The sequence below is a fragment of the Clostridium sp. AF28-12 genome, assembly GCF_003435225.1.
Lineage (GTDB): Bacteria > Bacillota > Clostridia > Lachnospirales > Lachnospiraceae > Pilosibacter > Pilosibacter fragilis.
Genome location: NZ_QWGJ01000004.1, coordinates 204,230 through 221,804 on the forward strand (window position 1 = coordinate 204,230; position 17,575 = coordinate 221,804).

Consider the following 17,575-nt stretch of genomic DNA (forward strand, 5'->3'; position numbering starts at 1 on the left):
AGAAAAAAGATGCCGCCCGGTGGATTCAGAAAGAAACGCAGAGCGGCATTACTATGCGGATAATAACAGAACCAAAGTACAGGAAGCAGGGCAGTTAAAAGACCTGCGGGAAGCTTCCATATTATATTAAGTAGAAACGGATTCCGGACAGTGGAAAAAGAGGCTGCCGGATCAGCCGTCAGCCTTCTCCCAGAAATCCCTGAGCGCAAAGCGGCAGACGCTTTCCACGAAGGTCTTCGCGTCATATTCATCCGCCAGCTCTAAATAAGATCTTAGCGTCGTCAGATAAAAGCTTGACATAAACGAAACATAGAGTGGGAGCGGGATCTTTAACCGAACGCCCTGGTTCTCGCCCTGCCAGCCGCTCTCCGTGAGGATCTTCGCCAGGTCTCCCTGGATCGTGAACATCAGGGAGCCGTTTTTGTTCGTCTGGTAGATCCGGCGGTAGAGAGTGATATTCTCATCCACCTGAGCGATCAGATATTCTAAAAACTGACGCAGGGAATCGGTGCTTTTAAAGTAGATCAGATCCTCCACCGGGCGGAGTCCCTCGATATACATTTTCACGCAGTAGTGCAGAAGATCATATTTGTCCTCAAAATACCGGTAGAACGTGGACCGGGAGATCATGGAGACTCGGCAGAGATCAGTGAGGGAGATCTTCTCAAAAGGCATTTCCGCCAGAAGGTCCAGGAGCGCCTTCATCAAAAGCAGGTAGGTCCTGCGGACAGAAACATGTTCTTCCCGGATCGGTAATTTTATCATAAACTACAAAACTCCTCTATCCATTCCAAATTGGACAAAAAGTGATAATTTGTCTCATTTGGTACACTTTTCAAAAATTGGTTCTTGAGTATTTTAGCATAAACATAGATAATATTGCAAGTGAAAAGGAAAGAAAAAAGCGGAGGCGATCATATGATCCGAAGAAGAGAAGTACGAAGAATGGCAGCGATCCTCTGCATGATCACGGGAATGACAGCAGTTCCCGCATATGCGGCAGCTCCGGAGCCATTCGGAGCGGTACCGGGATGGAATCAGATCTCGGGAAAGTGGTACTACCTTATGGAAAACGGTGCCTGGAGCACAGATTTTATAGAAGATGAGAATACATGCTACACGTTTACAAAGGACGGGGCGCTGTCCTATGCGCGGAAAACCCCGAATACGCAGGGCGGCGCGTATCCTGTATACGTGCTGGATCAGAAGGAACAGGAACTCTTTGATGATATGAATGATGAGAAGAGCGACCTGTTTTTTGACACTTATCCGGAGGCGGAGGATGATTACGACAACGGGGATGTGGAGTTTTACGATGGACGCGCCACATTTGTCCTCGACATGAATCTCTGCGATATCGCAAAGGCAAGACTTTCTTCCGCTATGGAAAAGGGATATTCCAAGAGCAAAAATACGATCCCGGGAGAGGGAACCGTAAGCGATTACGTAAAGACAGCATTTCCGGAGCGAAAGAGTGCCACATTTTTTGAGATGTACCTCTGGGGCCCTGAGGAGACATACGATCCGTATGATTCTGTTATGATCCGGATGCAGGAAAAATTCGACCGGAAGGACGATAAAAAATATTCCCTGGAATACTACCGCAGAATGGGAATTGCCCATGAAAACCAGAATGGAAAGGACTATTACATGGTGGTTCTGGAACGGTAGGAATGTGGACGGTGACGGAAAATGACCTGTGTGGGTACTGAACAGTTACGGACAGGGAATATAAGGAGAGAAGACATGGGAGAGAAAATAAAAAACATGTTCCGCGGGCATAAAGAAAAGAAAAAGAACCAGAACGGCGGCTTTTCCTACATGCTCGCGTCATTTATCATCCATAAACGCGGCTGGATCGAGTCGGTCTTCGTGATCGGCTGCCTGCTCTCGCTTTTGACGATGAACTTTGTAAATGTAAACTATGACCTGACGAAATATCTTCCGGAAACGGCGGAATCCGCTATCGGACTTGACGTTATGCGTGATAAGTTCGGTTATCCCGGAACGGCGCGGGTCATGGTGAAGGACGTCTCGCTGTACGAGGCGAAGCAATATAAAGATGAGATCGCCGATATCGATGGCGTGGACCAGGTCTTATGGTGCGACAGCACGGTAAATATCTATGCCGGTGAAGACTTCATTGATGAGAGTGAGATCAAGGATTATTACAAAGACCGGAATGCGGTCTACGATATCACATTTGTGGAGGAGAGTGATTCCACCCGAACCTCCACTGCCATCGACGAGATCAAGGATCTCTTAGGGGACAAAGGATGCTACGTCGGCATGGCGGTCCAGAACAAATCCATGACAGAGTCCATGGCAAGCGAGATGAGCAGGATCCTCGTTGTGGCGGTGATCATGATCTTCGCTGTGCTTTCCGTGACGACAACGGCATGGACGGAACCGATATTATTCCTGTTGGTTATGGGCGTCGCTGTCCTGCTTAATAAGGGAACGAACATCTTTATCGGAACCGTCTCGTTCCTGACGGAAAACGTGTCGATCATCCTGCAGCTGGCAACATCCATGGACTACTCGATCTTCCTGCTTGACGCGTTCATGAACTACAGAAAGCAGGGAATGAACGAGGAGGACGCGATCATCAACGCCGTTCAGGAGGCGATCAATTCCATCTTCGCCAGCAGCCTGACGACAGTCGTCGGCTTCTTGGCCCTTGTGACGATGAAGTTCTCCATCGGATTTGACTTGGGTCTTGTCCTGGCGAAAGGTATCGTATTCAGCTTGCTGACAGTCGTCTTCTTCATGCCGGCGATGATCCTGAAGTTCGCGAAGCTCAATGAGAAGACAAAGCACCGTTCCTTTATGCCGGATTTCCACGGACTTGGAAAAGCGATCTACCGGATCCGTCCCATCGTGTTCGCGGTGATCGTCCTCGTGACACCGCTTGCATACACGGCCCAGGGCCTGAACGATTTCCTTTACGGAAACGACTCCATGGGTGCCTCGGAGGGAACACAGGTTTATGAAGATGACCAGCAGATCACGAAGATCTTCGGCCGAAGCAACATGCTGCTCGCCCTCTATCCGAACACATCGGAGGTCAATGAGCGGGCCATGGCGAAGGAGATCAAGGATCTATCCTATGTAAAGAACGTTACAGCTTTAGCGGATACGTTGCCGGAGGGGATCCCGGAAGAGTTTCTCCCGAAGTCCACGGTGGAGCTCTTACATAAAGACGGCTATTGCCGGATGCTGATCTACACGAGAACGAAGACCGAGAGTGCCGAGGCATTCAAGGACTCCGACGCGATCCAGGAGATCGTAAAGAAGTATTACCCGGAAGGAAGCTATCTCGTCGGTGAGACTCCGTCCACCCAGGATATCAAGTCCTTCATCGTAAAGGACTATGAGAATGTAAATGTTCTGTCCCTGGCGGGCGTATTCCTCGTCGTCATGATGAGCTTCAAGTCGGCTGTCATGCCGATCCTCGTCATCATTCCCATCGAGGTGGCGATCTTCATCAACATGGCGATGCCGTATTTCCAGGGTGTCGAGATGGTGTACATGGGTTATATCATCGTCAGCAGTATCCAGCTGGGTGCCACGGTCGATTACTCGATCCTGCTTGCAAACAACTACCTGGCGAAGAGAAAGACGCTGCCGAAGAAAAAGGCATGTGTGGAGGCCGTCGCAGCGTCCTGTTCCTCGATTTTTACTTCCGGATCCATCATCACGCTGGCCGGATATATCGTGTATATGATCTCGTCCACAACGGCCATCGCGGACCTGGGACACCTGATCGGACGAGGCGGACTGTTCAGCCTTGTGCTGGTACTGACGGTGCTTCCGCTGCTGTTAACATTATTTGACAATTTTATCGTCGGCGAGAAACCGGCGGCAGCTCTTGCGAGACGCCTGCACCGCCGTGTGAAGAACCAGAGAGAGAAGAGACGTTCCGGAAAGAACGGGGACGAGACAGAAGAGAGTACAGATGAAGGCGGAGATCCCTACGAGGACGATGAGAACGAGGCGGCGGCCAGCAGGGAATCGGAGCCGGAATTGACAGATAGAGAAGAAATGGAGGAGAACGGTGATGAGACAGAAAAATAGAAGGATCATGGCAGCGGGCATGGCGGCTGTCACACTCTGCACCAGCCTTGTTTCTGCGCCGGTCTATGCGGCAGAGGCGTCTGTGAGCGTCGATGAAGCGATGTACGTGAACCTGGATTACTATGGTTCCGTTGATAAGGTGAATGTCGTGAAGGGTGTGAGCTTAAATGGTCTCACAAGCTTTACGGATTATGGAAATTATCTTGATGTGACAAATATGACCAACAACACAGCTCCGGAGATCAGTGACGGAAAGGTCACATGGAATCTCCCGGCGGACACCAAGGGATATTTCTACTATAAGGGAGCGATCGATAAGGACGCGGTGACACTTCCGTGGACCATGGATGTGTCCTACAAATTAAACGGCGTCCCGACGGACGCTGAGAAGCTTGCGGGTGCTTCCGGTCTGGTGGAGGTACATGTGACAGCGACACCGAATGAGGCGGCGAGAGATTACTATAAGAACAATATGATGTTAGTGGTAGCGATGCTTGTTGATATGAGCAAGTGCTACAGTGTGGAAGCGGAAGATTCCCAGACCCAGAGCCTCGGTTCCCAGACCGCGATCATGTACACGGCGCTTCCGGGCGAGGAGGGCGATTACACGATCCGCATTGGCAGCGACAAGTTTGAGACCTCCGGTGTCATCATGGCGATGGTTCCGGGAACGGTGAAAGACTTAGAGCACATCGTTGACCTGAAGGACGCCAAGGACACCTGGAAGGATGCCGGTGACCAGTTATACGACAGCATGGACCAGATGGCGGCTTCCGTCGAGGCCATGAGAAGCGGCGTCAACGAGCTGCGCCAGGGCTTAAATGAGGCGGAGAGCGCGAGAGGCGTCATCAGCGGTTCCAAGGACGAGATCCTGGACAGCAATGACCAGACACTGGCTTCCCTGACGGCGCTCTCCGAGCAGCTTGGAACCATCGTTCCGTATATCCAGACTGCAAAGGATGCCTCCGAGGTTGCCCACAACAGCATGACAGACGTTGTCAACACACTCGGAAACATGCAGGAGCCGATCCGCAGACTGGACACGAGCTTACGGGGCTTAAGGGATAGCTCTGAGGGCGCGTCCGGCAGTATTGGAAACGTAGTCGCTTCCGTTCAGCTGATCAAAAAGCTTGACACACAGCTTCAGCAGAGCGTTCTGGAGTTTATCAAAAACCTGGCTTCTGCCCAGGAGTCCATGCAGGACGCGATCGCAGATTACTGCAACGGTGAGGCAGGGGATGAAGATACCCAGGCACTGGCAGCGGCAGCAGCGGGAGCAGACACCTCCGCCGGACATGCGGGAATGCTGAATGCCCAGGAACTTATCGGAATCTTAAAGCAGAAGGAGAAAGCGCTCCGCCAGGTGGCTTCCTCCAGCAATGCCCTTGTGGCAGATACAGCAGATATGCTCGACGATGTATCCAATACATCAAAATACCTGGCACAGACCACAGACCAGATGGACTATCTGATCGAGGATGTGAAGGCGTTAAAGGACTCCCTGGATGTGTATTACCCGGATCTCCAGTCAGCCCTGGATGATTCCGGGGAGCTCGTAAACCGAACCACGGATGCCCTTAATAAGAGCACGGATTCCCTGACTCTGGTACAGAATACCGTCCGTGCCAGCGCGGACAGCCTTGACGCGGCGGCGAAGGACTCCATCAAGGGAAGTTTGAATGTCCTCGACAAGAGTTTAAGCGTCCTCGACAGCACCAGCTCCATGAGAAAGGCCGGCCGGACTATGAAGGACACCATGGACAATGAGTGGAACGACATGGAGGACGACAACAATTTCTTAAATATGGATCCAAACGCGGAGAAGGTCTCCTTCACTTCCGATGAGAACGCGGAGCCGAACACCCTGCAGATCATCATGAGAACCGAGGAGATCAGCGTGGACGATGACGCGGAGCTTCTCGATGCGGAGACAGCGAAGGCGGATGTGAACCCGCTTGAGAGAATGTGGAACATGCTGGTCCAGATGGTCAGGGCGATCATTGAGATCTTTAAGAACAGATAATGAAAGAATATCTGACGGATTTGTGCAGGAGGATGTACGGCAGAATTGTTCTGCATGGACGTTTTTCTGCACAAACTGGTATATGAGGGGATAAAGAGAAGCGAGTGGAAGAACTTCTTACGGGGAGGAGAAGACATGAAAAAATTTGGAAAGAAGATTGCGGGATTTCTGCTGGCGGCGGTTCTGGCAGTGACTGCGGCGTTTCCGGCTTTTGCAGCCAGCAAGACAGCGGTCGGAAAGATATACCTGACCATCGACAGCACTGTGGGACTTAAAAATGACTCTGAGGACGTCACAGTGACGCCCTACGGGGATAATACAGATCTTTACTATGTAGATAACATTTATATCGAAAATAACGACGGAAACGGCTATACGGAGTCCAATCCACCGAAGATCACGGTGACGCTGGAGGTAGCGGACGAGGATCATTATTATTTCTCCGGGACAGCCTCAAAGGACTTTCGCCTGACACTGTCCGATTCCGCAAAAAACGGATACGGAAAAGCGGAGTACGTGAAGGCGGTAAAGAAAAATGACAGAAGTACCGTCGAGCTGACGTTCCGCCTGACATTCGATAAGAAAACCACCGCATCCACCACAAGTACCGTCAAGGCGCCCACAGGTGTGGCCTGGTCTCCGAACGCCTACGGAACGGGAATATGGTCAGCGGTCAGCGGGGCGAAATATTACCAGCTCCGCCTCTTAAAGGACGGCAGTCTCACGGGGGACGAGTTTACGATCTACGGAACGAAGTACGATTTTTCGAGACTGATGGGAACCTCTGGATCCTACAGCTTTGAGGTCCGCTCCGTGAAGTCCACAAACAACACGAAGAGCGCCTGGGTCCGCTCAGGGGAGATCGGATCCTACGCCGCAGGCTCCTGGAAGCAGAGCGCTGACGGCAGATGGTGGTGGGACTACGGTGATGGCACATGGGCGGCGGCAGAGTGGCTCTACATCAGCGGAAAGTGGTACTATTTCCGGGAGGACGGATATATGGCCACAGGATGGATCACCCTGTACAACAAGTCCTACTATCTGGATCCGGTGAGCGGAGCCATGTATAAGAGCGGGAGGACGCCGGACGGGCTCTATGTGAATGAGAGCGGCGTGTATGTGCCGGGGATGTAAGACCAAAATCGGGATGATTCGTTCAGGGCATATAAAAGCTGAAGGTACTGATATGAAATTGTCATCAGGAGATAACAGAGGTCGAAAATCCGGTCTCAGCGGTCAAACCTGCGGATTTAACATCACAGACGCGTAGAATATTCCGTCTTTCCACCTAAATCTCGCGTCCCCGCTGTACCGCTCTGCGATCATGCGGATAGACTCCGTTCCAATGCCGTAGCCGGAGTGCTTTGTGGAAAGCAGCTTATCTCCGGACCAGTTCGGACTTCCGGAGCTGGTGTTGTCGGCGGTGATGGAGAGCATGGAGGAGCCGGTCTGGACTACATGGAGTCGGATGAAAGACTGGATCTCCGCATCGGTATCCGCGCAGGCGTCCACTGCGTTTTCCAGTAAATTTCCGACTAGAACACAGAATTCCGTTTCCGGGATCACCGGCGGGTCAGCCATCTGGATGGTGACCTGCATGGAGATCCCGTTTTTTTCTGCCTTTTCCGCGTAGAAGGAGAGGATCGCGTTGACTGCGTAGTTTTTGCAGTAGGTGCGGACCTCCTGGATCGGGAACATGTTTTCGTAATTGTTCAGATAATTTTTCAGGGAGGCGAGATCCCCGCGGTCGGCGCAGTCCCTGATGACGGCCAGATGCTGGCGGAAATCGTGCCTTGCCCGGCGGTTGTCCTGGATCCTGGCGGTGAGAAGGCTGTATTGGTCTGACTGGATCTCCAGGAGCTTTTCCATGGTCTCCGATTTTGCCGCGGCTTCTGCCTGGTCCTTAAAGAAGCGCAGGAGCATGATCAGCGTGTGGCTGATGAGGAACATGCAGACGAGCAGCAGGACTCTGGCGAAAAGGTCTGCCTGATCAAAATTCCCATCCCGGATATTGCCGGTGAGAAGGAAGATGATCATCGTGGCGGAAAATGGAAGAAGCCATGCGGTTTTCCAGATTGCAGGCGCCTGGATCGCGGAGAGACTGTCGATGATCTCTGTGAGCCGCTTTATCATAAACCGGGTGGTGAGGAGCACCAGGAGTAACGTAGTGACGCCGGACTGCCAGGTGTAGAATCCGCAGTGCAGAAACTGTCTGCAGATAAAAAAGGAGGAGGCGCGGATCACCATGAGGTAGTCAAGGACAAAGGTGTACTGGAACGTGACGATTCCGATGTTTGCCTGAACCAGATGGTAGAGAAAAAATCCCAGAATGGGAATCGCAAGATACTGTACAGATACGGCTGGAAACCCCGCATGGACCAGTATCGCGAAGACTGCCAGATATATGATCTCCGCAAGGGCAGAGAGCAGGATCGTTATTTTTCCCGGATAACGCAGATTCGTGTGAAACGGAAGATACGCGAACATGTGGAACGGATAAGTGCTGAAAAATTCATTAATAAGCAGTTCCGCCATACTGACCTCCCCGGACTTTCGAATAGGAATACTCAAGAAATTGCTCCCGCACATTCCGGTATTTCAGACGGCTGATAGGGATCTGGATCCCGCTTTTTAAGAGAAAACGGTCTTCTAAAAGCTTATCCACGTCCTCAAAGTTTACGAGGATCCCCTTGATGCAGTCGCAGAACCACGGATACTGGAGCAGAAGGGCGGAGAAATCCTTCTGGCTCATGGAGACTTCCATATCCTGCCCGTTCTTAAGGTGTATGAGAACCTGCCGTCTGACATACTCGGTGTAGGAGATATCGTGGACCGGGAGAACTGTCTTTCCAAAATGTGTTGCAACCTCCACCGCCCTGGTGCGTTCAGCATCCTGGAGCCCGCACCGGTCGAGGGCAGCGAACACACCGTTCTTTTCAATAGGTTTCAGGAGATAGAAGGATGCGCTCACGTCGTAGCTCTCCACGGCAAATTCAGGGGAGGTGGTGATAAAGATGATCCTGCAGCCATGATCCGCCCGCCGGATCCGCTTCGCCGTCTCCATCCCGGTGATGCCATCCATGTAGATATCAAGGAAGATGAGATCATACTTTCCGGCCGTAAACGCGCCCAAAAACTCTTCCCCGCTGGAAAAACGGTCCATTGCCCCCCACTGAAGCCTATGCTGTTCCGCATATGTATCAATAAATCCGACAAGCCGGTCAGAATCCGTCTTTCGGTCATCGACGATCGCAATGTTCATGTTCGGTCGCTCCTTTGATGTTAAACTGTTAAAGCTATTTTAACATGTTTTTGGGGAAATGTGTGGAAGAATGAAACTTTTCTTCCATTTTCCGCCAAATAATGATATGATGGATACCGGCAGCATAAAGCGCAAAGGAAAAATGCCGCTGTTTTGGCATTTTATGGCGGCGGAAAAGACAGAAAATTGGATGCTGCATAGAAAGGTGAGCACGACAATGAATTTTATTGTACCAGCCGGTTATACTCCGGATATTGACTTAAAAGAGACCCAGATCGCTATCAAGGTCGTGAAGGATTTCTTCCAGAAGGAACTTACAAAACAGTTAAATCTGACCCGAGTTTCCGCTCCGTTATTTGTAACGCCGGAATCCGGATTAAATGATAACTTGAACGGTGTGGAGCGCCCGGTTGCCTTCGATATTAAGGAAGGCGGAAGAAAGGCAGAGATTGTCCACTCCCTGGCAAAATGGAAACGTTACGCGTTGAAACAGTACGGCTTCCAGCCGGGTGAAGGTTTATACACCGATATGAACGCTATCCGCCGCGATGAGGACACCGATAACATCCACTCCATCTATGTGGACCAGTGGGACTGGGAAAAGGTGATCACGAAGGAGGAGAGAACCCGCGAGACACTGGAAGAGACTGTCCGTGCCGTATATAAGGCATTAAAGATCACAGAGGACTATATGGCATACGAGTACGACTATATCGGCCGTGTTCTCCCGGAGCACATCGAGTTTATCACATCCCAGGAGCTTGAGGACCTCTACCCGGATCTCACCCCGAAGCAGAGAGAGTATGAGATCGTGAAGCTTCACGGCGCTGTGTTTATCGAGCAGATCGGCGGAAAGTTAAAATCCGGAGAGCCGCACGATGGACGTGCTCCGGACTATGATGACTGGAAATTAAACGGCGATATTATCGTCTACTATCCGGTTCTCGACATTGCCCTTGAGTTAAGCTCCATGGGTATCCGTGTGGACGAGATCTCCCTGCACGAGCAGTTAAAGGCGGCAGGCTGTGAGGAGCGCGAGAAGCTTGCATTCCAGAAGGCATTGTTAAACGGAGAGCTTCCATACACCATCGGCGGAGGTATCGGACAGTCCCGTATCTGTATGTTCTTCTTAAGAAAAGCCCATATCGGTGAGATCCAGTCTTCCTTGTGGCCGGATGAGGTCCGCGAGGAGGCGAATAAGGCGGGAATTCCGCTGCTGTAAGCAGCAGGCGGATGCGGATCTGCACAGACTTATTATGAGAACGACCCGGCGGCGCAAGCCTGACCGGTATTAAATATTCAGGAAAACAGTTACGGTCCACAAAGATGTGTGCGGTAACTTTTCCTGCTTATGGAGGTAAAAAAATGGCAAATGAACGTTTGAGGGAACTCAGGACCCTGATGAAAGTGAGAAATGTGGACGCGTACTATGTTCCGTCTTCTGATTTCCACGATTCTGAGTATGTGGAGGATTATTTCAAATGCCGCGCATTCCTGTCCGGCTTCACAGGTTCCGCGGGGACCATGGTGATCACCCAGGCTTTTTCCGGCATGTGGACAGACGGAAGATATTTTGTCCAGGCGAAGAAAGAGCTGGAAGGCCAGGACACACGTCTGATGGCGATGGGCGAGGAGGGCGTCCCGACCATTGAGGAATACCTGATGGACCATATGCCGGAAGGCGGCGTTTTAGGCTTTGACGGCCGCGTGGTAAATGCTGCCCAGGGAAGAAAATTTGAGACCATGATGGCAGAGAAACATGCCACACTTTCCGTCGGCGATGACCTTGCGGGTGAGGTCTGGGAAGAACGCCCGATCCTTCCGGCACCGGAGGTGTGGGTCCTCGACGTGAAGTACGCAGGCGAGACCGTTGCGGAGAAGCTTGCCCGCCTCAGAACCGCGATGAAGAAGGAACACGCGACCGTGCACATCCTGTCAAGCCTTGACGATGTGGCATGGCTCTTTAATATCCGCAAAAATTCCGACGACGGAAATGTACTGGCACCGGCATTCACCCTGATCACAGAGGATGAGGCGAGACTTTTTATTAACAGCCGCAAATTCTCCCCGGAGCTCCGCGCTTATTTTGAGGAGAATCATGTCGCCATCGAAAAATACGACGCGATCTACGACGCGGTGGCAGGGATCAGAAACGAGACGGTCCTCTTAGAGCCGGGTAAGGTAAACTTTGCCCTCTATAAGAAAATCGATGCCTCCAACCGCATTGTGGAGGCTATGAACCCGACTTCCCGGATGAAGGCAGTGAAGAACCCGGTGGAGATGGAAAACCTTCGCAAAGCTCATTTAAAGGACGGCGTGGCGTTGACGAAATTCCTGTACTGGATGAAGAAGAACGCGGGAAAAGTGGAACTCACAGAGACAGAGGCCGCAGAGCGCCTGGAGGATTACCGCAAGGCCCAGGAAGGTTACCTCGGACCGAGCTTCACGACGATCTCCGCATTCGGCTCCAACGCGGCGATGTGCCACTACCATGCGACAAAGGAGCAGGAGAGCCCGGTGGGAACAGATGGCTTCTATCTGGTAGACTCTGGCGGACAGTACTATGAGGGAACCACGGACGTCACAAGAACCATCGCGGTCGGTCATGTGACAGACGAGATGAAGGAACACTTTACACTTGTCATGATGGGAATGCTCCGCCTGATGAACGCGAAATTTTTATACGGCTGCCGGGGTCTCAATGTGGATTACCTTGCGAGAGGACCGCTCTGGGAGCGGGGGTTCGACTTCAACCACGGTACCGGACATGGCGTTGGCTTCTTATCCGCTGTCCATGAGCGACCGAACGGCATCCGCTGGCGCATCGTTCCGGAGCGTCAGGATTCCTGCGTTCTGGAGGAGGGCATGCTGACATCCGACGAGCCGGGTCTTTACATCGAAGGCAGCCACGGAATCCGTACTGAGAACCTGTCCCTCTGCAGAAAGGCGGAGAAGAATGAGTACGGTCAGTTCATGTGCTTCGAGAACATGACATTCGCGCCCATCGATCTCGATGCGGTGGATATTTCCGTGATGGAGCCGTCTGATGTGAGAATGCTGAACGCGTACCATAAAGAAGTCTGCGAGAAGCTTTCCCCGTATATGACTGAGGAAGAGAACGAGTGGTTAAAAGAAGCGACAAGACCGATTGGAGAGGATTACACATGGCGGATTTAGAGAAAAACATTCTGGTGGTGATCCCGGTAAACGAGGCTCATAAAAAGTTCCTTGAAGAAAAAGCTGCCTCAGGTGACAAGAACTGCTGCATCCGATATGTGAGCGGCGAGGAAGTCACAAAGGAGGACGCGGAACGGGCAAATGTTATCATCGGAAACGTAGATCCATCCCTGCTCTCCGGCACGAAGAACCTGGAGCTGCTCCAGTTAAATTCTGCTGGGGCAGATCTCTATATCAAGGCCGGTGTGATGCCGGAGGGAGCAGTGCTCGCAAACGCCACAGGCGCTTACGGACTCGCGGTCTCCGAGCATATGCTGGGTCTTACGTTCGACCTGATCAGACGTTTAAACCAGTATCATGCCAATCAGGCAGAGCATGTATGGAAAGCCATGGGAAATATCATTTCCGTGGAAGGTTCCACGATCCTTGTCCTGGGTCTGGGCGATATCGGCGGGGATTACGCGAGAAAGGTCCACGCGCTGGGCGCCCATGTGATCGGTGTCCGCCGCACGAACCAGAATAAGCCGGATTACCTGGATGAGCAGCACACGATGGATGATCTGGATATGCTCTTAGGCCGGGCAGATATTGTTGCCATGGTCCTTCCGGGCGGAAGCGCTACAAACCACATCATGGATGAGAGAAGACTCCGCCTGATGAAAAAGGGCGCATACCTCATCAATGTGGGTCGCGGAAACGCCATCGATCCGGATGGACTTTATAAAGTTTTAAAAGATGGACATCTCGGCGGCTGTGGTCTCGATGTTACGGAGCCGGAACCGCTTCCGGCGGACAGCCCGTTGTGGGAGCTTGAGAACCTTGTGATCACGCCTCATGTGGCAGGTAATTTTTTCCTCCCGGAGACATTTGAGCGGATCATCCGGATCGCGGGAGAAAATCTCGCGGCCTGGGCGAACGGAACGCCGTACCGGAATGTGGTGGATTTTACGACGGGATATAGAAAGCAATAGTCAGATAAAAAGTAAAGACAGCTGTTCTTTTGTGTGCTTATATGGCGGGTAAAGAGGACGGCTGTTTTTGCTGTCATGCATTCGAAAGAGGCAGGAGGTAGAGGTCTCCTGTGAATATGAAAGTTAGAAAAACAGCAAAAACAGCAACAAAAAATGCAGGACAGCCGTAAAAACTATCCTGCACAGGTTTGAAGTTATTATATTTTAGAAGCTCGTCTCGTATTTTTTCTTCTTTTCCGCCTCCGGTGCATAAGCAATCGGGTAGATGACGGATGCCATGAGGAGCGCGCCGACCACATCGATCACGGAGTGCTGCTTTAAGAACATTGTTGCCAGGCAGATCAGAACCATCAGAACGCCGGATGCCCCGATGATCATCGGATGTTTCTTTAATTCTTCGCTGTGGCAGACCGCGATGTGGACACCGACGGAGTTGTATACATGGATGCTCGGGAAGACGTTGATGCACGGATCAATGCTCCAGAGTCTCGATACCAGGTAGCAGAAAATATTTTTATCCGGATCGATCGCTGGACGGAAGTCCGTTCCGTTCGGGAACAGGGTGCAGACGAGAAGACTGATCGTCATTCCTGTGAAAAGGAAGGTGCAGAGCCTGTAATAGTCATCACGATTCCGAAAGAAGAAAAATGCGATGGTGGCTGCTACATATAAAAACCACATCAGATAAGGTACGATAAAGATCTCTTCGAAAGGAATCATATCATCGAGTGCCGTGTGCATGACGTGGTAAGGTTTGTTTATGTTCTCCTGAAGTCTTGTAAACCAGGGGATATAGATGAATGCATAGGATAGCATCCATACGTGCCCATATTTTCTTATCAGCTTTTTCAAAAGGATGACCTCCTTTCCTTTCTGAACAGGCATCATCATTAAAGTCCTGCTTTGTAATACTTTTGTCACATTTCCCTTGCGTTGCCAAATTATATCACTTTAAAAGTGGGGTTTCAACCCCCAGTGGTAAATTTTTATCGAAAAGTAAGGAAGACGTTAGAAATGTAAGAAGGCGGTAAGACTTTTGACATTGTTTCGGCTTTATGGTATGTTAAAGGAAGAAAATATATTCGGATTTTCAAACCGGGAGGGAGGAAATTCATGAGAAATAAGGAACTGGTAAGGGAAGCTTTGGAAGCAAGAAAACAGTCCTACTGCCCATATTCCGGCTTTGCGGTGGGAGCAGCGCTTCTATGCGGGGACGGAACAGTTTTTCGCGGCTGCAATATTGAAAACGCGGCGTATCCGGCGACAAACTGTGCGGAGCGGACGGCGATGTTTAAGGCTGTCAGCGAGGGAAATACGGACTTTCGGGCGATCGCCATCGTGGGCGGTCCGAAGGGAAAAGAACCGAAGGATTTCTGCGCGCCCTGCGGCGTCTGCCGCCAGGTGATGGCAGAGTTTTGCGACCCGGAGACCTTTCGGATCGTCCTTATGAATGGGGACGGGGAGATCCGGGATTACCTCCTGAAAGAGCTGCTACCGTTAGGCTTTACGGGGAAAGCACTGGAAAAATAGAAGGCACACTGGAAAGGATGTATCAGAGAAAATATGACATACAGAGATATATTGAAGAAAGTTGATCATACACTGTTAAAACAGCCGTCCACCTGGGAACAGATCAGGGAGATCTGCGATGACGCGGTAAAATATGGAACCGCATCCGTCTGCATCCCGCCGTCCTACGTAAAGCAGGCGGCAGAATATCTGGATGGGAAGATGCCCGTCTGTACCGTCATCGGATTCCCGAACGGGTACAACACGACGGCTGTGAAAGTCTTTGAGACGAAAGAGGCATTAAAAGACGGAGCGGAAGAGATTGACATGGTGATCAACATCGGCTGGGTCAGGATGGGACAGTACGATAAGGTCCTGGCGGAGATCAATGCCTTAAAAGAGGCCTGCGGAGATCACATTTTAAAGGTCATCATCGAGACCTGCCTTCTCACGGATGAGGAGAAGATAAAGATGTGTGAGACTGTAGCTGCTTCTGGAGCGGACTTTATCAAGACGTCCACTGGATTTTCTGCCGCAGGGGCTACAAAGCCGGATGTGGCGCTTATGAAGGCCCATATGACTGCCGGAAAGAAGATCAAGGCAGCAGGAGGAATCGCCGATTTCAACGACGCGAGGGAGTTTGTCCTCCTCGGCGCTGACCGTCTCGGAACGAGCCGCCTTGTGGAACAGGCGAAAAAGAAAGGGGGAGATTTAGATGCCGAAATATAATCGGATTTTTACGATCGTCATAGATTCCTTGGGAACCGGCGCTATGCCGGATTCCGAAAAGTTTGGTGACGTGGGCGTGGATACCTTGGGACATATCGCGGAACACATGAAGGGGTTTCATATCCCGAATCTCCAGAAGCTTGGAATCGCAAACTTAAGACCATTAAAGGGGGTTGCCCCGGTGGAAAAGCCGACGGGCCGCTTCACAAAGTTATCCGAGGCCAGCAACGGCAAGGACACCATGACCGGACACTGGGAGATGATGGGGATCTACACGACGAAACCGTTCAAGACCTTCACAGATCACGGTTTCCCGAAGGAGCTGATCGAAGAGCTGGAAAAACGCACCGGACACAAAGTAATAGGAAATAAGAGCGCCAGCGGAACTGCGATCCTTGACGAACTCGGCGAGGAGGAGATCGCCACAGGCCACATGATCGTCTACACCTCCGCGGATTCAGTTCTCCAGATCTGCGGAAATGAGGAAACATTTGGTCTCGACGAGCTGTATCGATGCTGCGAGATTGCAAGAGAGATTACGATGAAGGAAGAGTGGCGCGTGGGCCGCGTCATCGCGAGGCCGTATGTTGGAAAGAAAAAGGGAGAGTTTGTCCGCACCAGCAATCGCCATGACTACGCGTTAAAGCCGACAGGAACGACGGCGCTCGATATCTTAAAGGACAACGGGTACGATGTGATTTCCGTCGGAAAGATCCGTGATATCTTCGACGGACAGGGCATCACGGAGGCATTCCGATCCAAGAGCTCCGTCCATGGAATGGAACAGACCATCGAGATCTGCAAAGATAAGGATTTCAAGGGACTCTGCTTTGTGAATCTCGTGGATTTCGATGCCCTGTGGGGCCACAGGAGAAATCCGGTGGGATATGGGGAAGAGCTGGAGCGCTTTGATGCGAAGCTTGGCGAACTCCTTGAAAACCTCCGGGAAGGTGATCTTTTGATGATCACGGCGGATCATGGAAATGATCCGACTTACACGGGAACAGACCATACGAGAGAAAAGGTTCCGTTTATTGCCTACTCCCCGTCTATGAAAGAGAAGGGAATGTTTGAGGAACAGAAGACCTTCGGTGTCATCGGCGCGACGGTGCTCGATAACTTCGGACTTAAGAAAGCGGAGAATATGATCGGGGAGTCGATCTTTAAAGAATTAGAATGATCGGGACGTACCTGAAAGCAGCGTGGGCTGCTGGTTTCGTGGAACAGGTAAAATAGAATAAAAAAGGAAGATCCGCATCCCCGGTATCCGGGAAATGTGGATCTTCCTTTTATGTTCAGACAGAAGTGCGAGACTTATTCTGCGCCGAGTTTCGTTTTTACATCCTCGATGGACATGTTCTTCTCTTTTACGATCGCGTATAATTCAGCCATTTCTTTGGCCTCGATCTGTTTTTCAATGTCCTTTTTCTGAGTTCTTAATGCTTTTAATTTCTGCTCTGTCTCTTCGATAGAAGCAAGGACCTCATTTAAAAGATCCTGCGGAGCAACGTCAGTCTTCTTTCTTCCTCTTGGCATAATTACAATCCCTCCTGTGCAGGTTCATATTATTGGAATCCGCGAATCGGATTCTTATACACTATACTATAAACAAGATGTATTGGGAATGCAAGAGAAAAATAGGAGATGTCAGTCTTTTTTTTAAATCGTGTAGATAGAACAGGAAAAATCCATTACAAAAAAATTTCAAAAAACTGTTGACAATTTCGAAAAAATAGGTTAAACTGTCAAAGCAATCGCGCTTGACGGAAACGTCAGACGGAAGCAATGGGGTCTTAGCTCAGCTGGGAGAGCATCTGCCTTACAAGC

At 51.0% G+C, this 17,575-nt stretch carries 15 protein-coding genes; 10 read left to right on the forward strand and 5 right to left on the reverse strand.

What is annotated here, in order from left to right; all coding sequences use genetic code 11:
* Positions 1-171 precede the first annotated feature (171 nt).
* On the reverse strand, positions 172-765 hold the full coding sequence (locus DWY93_RS05640; RefSeq protein WP_117469728.1) for a TetR family transcriptional regulator: 594 nt from the start codon (positions 763-765) through the stop codon (positions 172-174).
* 153 nt (positions 766-918) lie between these two features.
* Between DWY93_RS05640 and DWY93_RS05645 the strand changes: the two genes are divergently transcribed.
* The 4 genes from DWY93_RS05645 to DWY93_RS05660 all read left to right on the forward strand — a co-directional run bounded on the left by DWY93_RS05645 (position 919) and on the right by DWY93_RS05660 (position 7,234).
* Positions 919-1,671: a hypothetical protein gene (locus tag DWY93_RS05645; protein ID WP_117469727.1), complete on the forward strand. Its 753-nt coding sequence runs from the start codon at positions 919-921 to the stop codon at positions 1,669-1,671.
* Positions 1,672-1,746: 75 nt separating this feature from the next.
* On the forward strand, positions 1,747-4,077 hold the full coding sequence (locus tag DWY93_RS05650; protein ID WP_117469726.1) for an efflux RND transporter permease subunit: 2,331 nt from the start codon (positions 1,747-1,749) through the stop codon (positions 4,075-4,077).
* Positions 4,061-6,100, forward strand: a complete 2,040-nt coding sequence (locus DWY93_RS05655; RefSeq protein ID WP_117469725.1) for a hypothetical protein — start codon at positions 4,061-4,063, stop codon at positions 6,098-6,100. Before DWY93_RS05650 ends, DWY93_RS05655 begins: the two co-directional genes overlap by 17 nt.
* Positions 6,101-6,235: 135 nt before the next feature.
* Positions 6,236-7,234 carry a hypothetical protein gene (locus DWY93_RS05660; RefSeq protein ID WP_117469910.1) on the forward strand — a complete coding sequence of 333 codons (999 nt, stop codon included), beginning with the start codon at positions 6,236-6,238 and terminating at the stop codon, positions 7,232-7,234.
* 102 nt (positions 7,235-7,336) lie between these two features.
* Here DWY93_RS05660 and DWY93_RS05665 read toward each other — a convergent pair whose 3' ends face one another.
* Both DWY93_RS05665 and DWY93_RS05670 read right to left on the reverse strand, forming a co-directional pair.
* Positions 7,337-8,635 (reverse strand): ATP-binding protein, encoded by a 1,299-nt coding sequence (locus tag DWY93_RS05665; RefSeq protein WP_181968499.1) that lies wholly within the window; start codon positions 8,633-8,635, stop codon positions 7,337-7,339.
* Positions 8,616-9,362 carry a LytTR family DNA-binding domain-containing protein gene (locus DWY93_RS05670; protein WP_015554680.1) on the reverse strand — a complete coding sequence of 249 codons (747 nt, stop codon included), beginning with the start codon at positions 9,360-9,362 and terminating at the stop codon, positions 8,616-8,618. Before DWY93_RS05670 ends, DWY93_RS05665 begins: the two co-directional genes overlap by 20 nt.
* A 217-nt stretch (positions 9,363-9,579) precedes the next feature.
* On the opposite strand from DWY93_RS05670, the gene asnA reads away from it, so the two are divergent.
* The 3 genes from asnA (at position 9,580) to DWY93_RS05685 (ending at position 13,510) form a co-directional block, all read left to right on the forward strand.
* Positions 9,580-10,584 carry an aspartate--ammonia ligase gene (gene asnA / locus DWY93_RS05675; protein WP_117469909.1) on the forward strand — a complete coding sequence of 335 codons (1,005 nt, stop codon included), beginning with the start codon at positions 9,580-9,582 and terminating at the stop codon, positions 10,582-10,584.
* A 143-nt stretch (positions 10,585-10,727) separates the two neighbouring features.
* A complete protein-coding gene (locus tag DWY93_RS05680) occupies positions 10,728-12,539 on the forward strand; it encodes an aminopeptidase P family protein (protein ID WP_117469723.1) in 1,812 nt (603 codons plus the stop codon).
* Entirely contained in the window at positions 12,527-13,510 is a 984-nt protein-coding gene (locus tag DWY93_RS05685; protein ID WP_117469722.1) for a D-2-hydroxyacid dehydrogenase, read from the forward strand. Before DWY93_RS05680 ends, DWY93_RS05685 begins: the two co-directional genes overlap by 13 nt.
* A 204-nt stretch (positions 13,511-13,714) precedes the next feature.
* Here the strand turns inward: DWY93_RS05685 and DWY93_RS05690 are convergent, their stop codons facing one another.
* Complete coding sequence (locus DWY93_RS05690; protein ID WP_347465709.1) at positions 13,715-14,362, reverse strand: phosphatase PAP2 family protein; 648 nt, start codon at positions 14,360-14,362, stop codon at positions 13,715-13,717.
* A gap of 261 nt (positions 14,363-14,623) precedes the next feature.
* Here DWY93_RS05690 and cdd point away from each other — a divergent pair, with 261 nt between their 5' ends.
* Genes cdd through DWY93_RS05705 form a run of 3 tightly spaced genes read left to right on the forward strand, consistent with a single transcriptional unit; the run spans position 14,624 to position 16,928 of the window.
* Positions 14,624-15,040 (forward strand): cytidine deaminase, encoded by a 417-nt coding sequence (gene cdd, locus DWY93_RS05695; protein ID WP_015554675.1) that lies wholly within the window; start codon positions 14,624-14,626, stop codon positions 15,038-15,040.
* A 33-nt stretch (positions 15,041-15,073) separates the two neighbouring features.
* Positions 15,074-15,748 carry a deoxyribose-phosphate aldolase gene (deoC, locus tag DWY93_RS05700; protein ID WP_015554674.1) on the forward strand — a complete coding sequence of 225 codons (675 nt, stop codon included), beginning with the start codon at positions 15,074-15,076 and terminating at the stop codon, positions 15,746-15,748.
* Complete coding sequence (locus tag DWY93_RS05705) at positions 15,735-16,928, forward strand: phosphopentomutase (protein ID WP_117469720.1); 1,194 nt, start codon at positions 15,735-15,737, stop codon at positions 16,926-16,928. Before deoC ends, DWY93_RS05705 begins: the two co-directional genes overlap by 14 nt.
* 134 nt (positions 16,929-17,062) lie before the next feature.
* Here DWY93_RS05705 and DWY93_RS05710 read toward each other — a convergent pair whose 3' ends face one another.
* Entirely contained in the window at positions 17,063-17,284 is a 222-nt protein-coding gene (locus tag DWY93_RS05710; RefSeq protein ID WP_015554672.1) for a hypothetical protein, read from the reverse strand.
* Positions 17,285-17,575 lie beyond the last annotated feature (291 nt).

Bases quoted from the DNA above. Each gene is read 5' to 3' on its own strand.
- DWY93_RS05640 (WP_117469728.1), bottom strand. From the start codon at position 765: ATGATAAAATTACCGATCCGGGAAGAACATGTTTCTGTCCGCAGGACC.
- DWY93_RS05645 (WP_117469727.1), top strand. From the start codon at position 919: ATGATCCGAAGAAGAGAAGTACGAAGAATGGCAGCGATCCTCTGCATG.
- DWY93_RS05650 (WP_117469726.1), top strand. From the start codon at position 1,747: ATGGGAGAGAAAATAAAAAACATGTTCCGCGGGCATAAAGAAAAGAAA.
- DWY93_RS05655 (WP_117469725.1), top strand. From the start codon at position 4,061: ATGAGACAGAAAAATAGAAGGATCATGGCAGCGGGCATGGCGGCTGTC.
- DWY93_RS05660 (WP_117469910.1), top strand. From the start codon at position 6,236: ATGAAAAAATTTGGAAAGAAGATTGCGGGATTTCTGCTGGCGGCGGTT.
- DWY93_RS05665 (WP_181968499.1), bottom strand. From the start codon at position 8,635: ATGGCGGAACTGCTTATTAATGAATTTTTCAGCACTTATCCGTTCCAC.
- DWY93_RS05670 (WP_015554680.1), bottom strand. From the start codon at position 9,362: ATGAACATTGCGATCGTCGATGACCGAAAGACGGATTCTGACCGGCTT.
- asnA (WP_117469909.1), top strand. From the start codon at position 9,580: ATGAATTTTATTGTACCAGCCGGTTATACTCCGGATATTGACTTAAAA.
- DWY93_RS05680 (WP_117469723.1), top strand. From the start codon at position 10,728: ATGGCAAATGAACGTTTGAGGGAACTCAGGACCCTGATGAAAGTGAGA.
- DWY93_RS05685 (WP_117469722.1), top strand. From the start codon at position 12,527: ATGGCGGATTTAGAGAAAAACATTCTGGTGGTGATCCCGGTAAACGAG.
- cdd (WP_015554675.1), top strand. From the start codon at position 14,624: ATGAGAAATAAGGAACTGGTAAGGGAAGCTTTGGAAGCAAGAAAACAG.
- deoC (WP_015554674.1), top strand. From the start codon at position 15,074: ATGACATACAGAGATATATTGAAGAAAGTTGATCATACACTGTTAAAA.
- DWY93_RS05705 (WP_117469720.1), top strand. From the start codon at position 15,735: ATGCCGAAATATAATCGGATTTTTACGATCGTCATAGATTCCTTGGGA.
- DWY93_RS05710 (WP_015554672.1), bottom strand. From the start codon at position 17,284: ATGCCAAGAGGAAGAAAGAAGACTGACGTTGCTCCGCAGGATCTTTTA.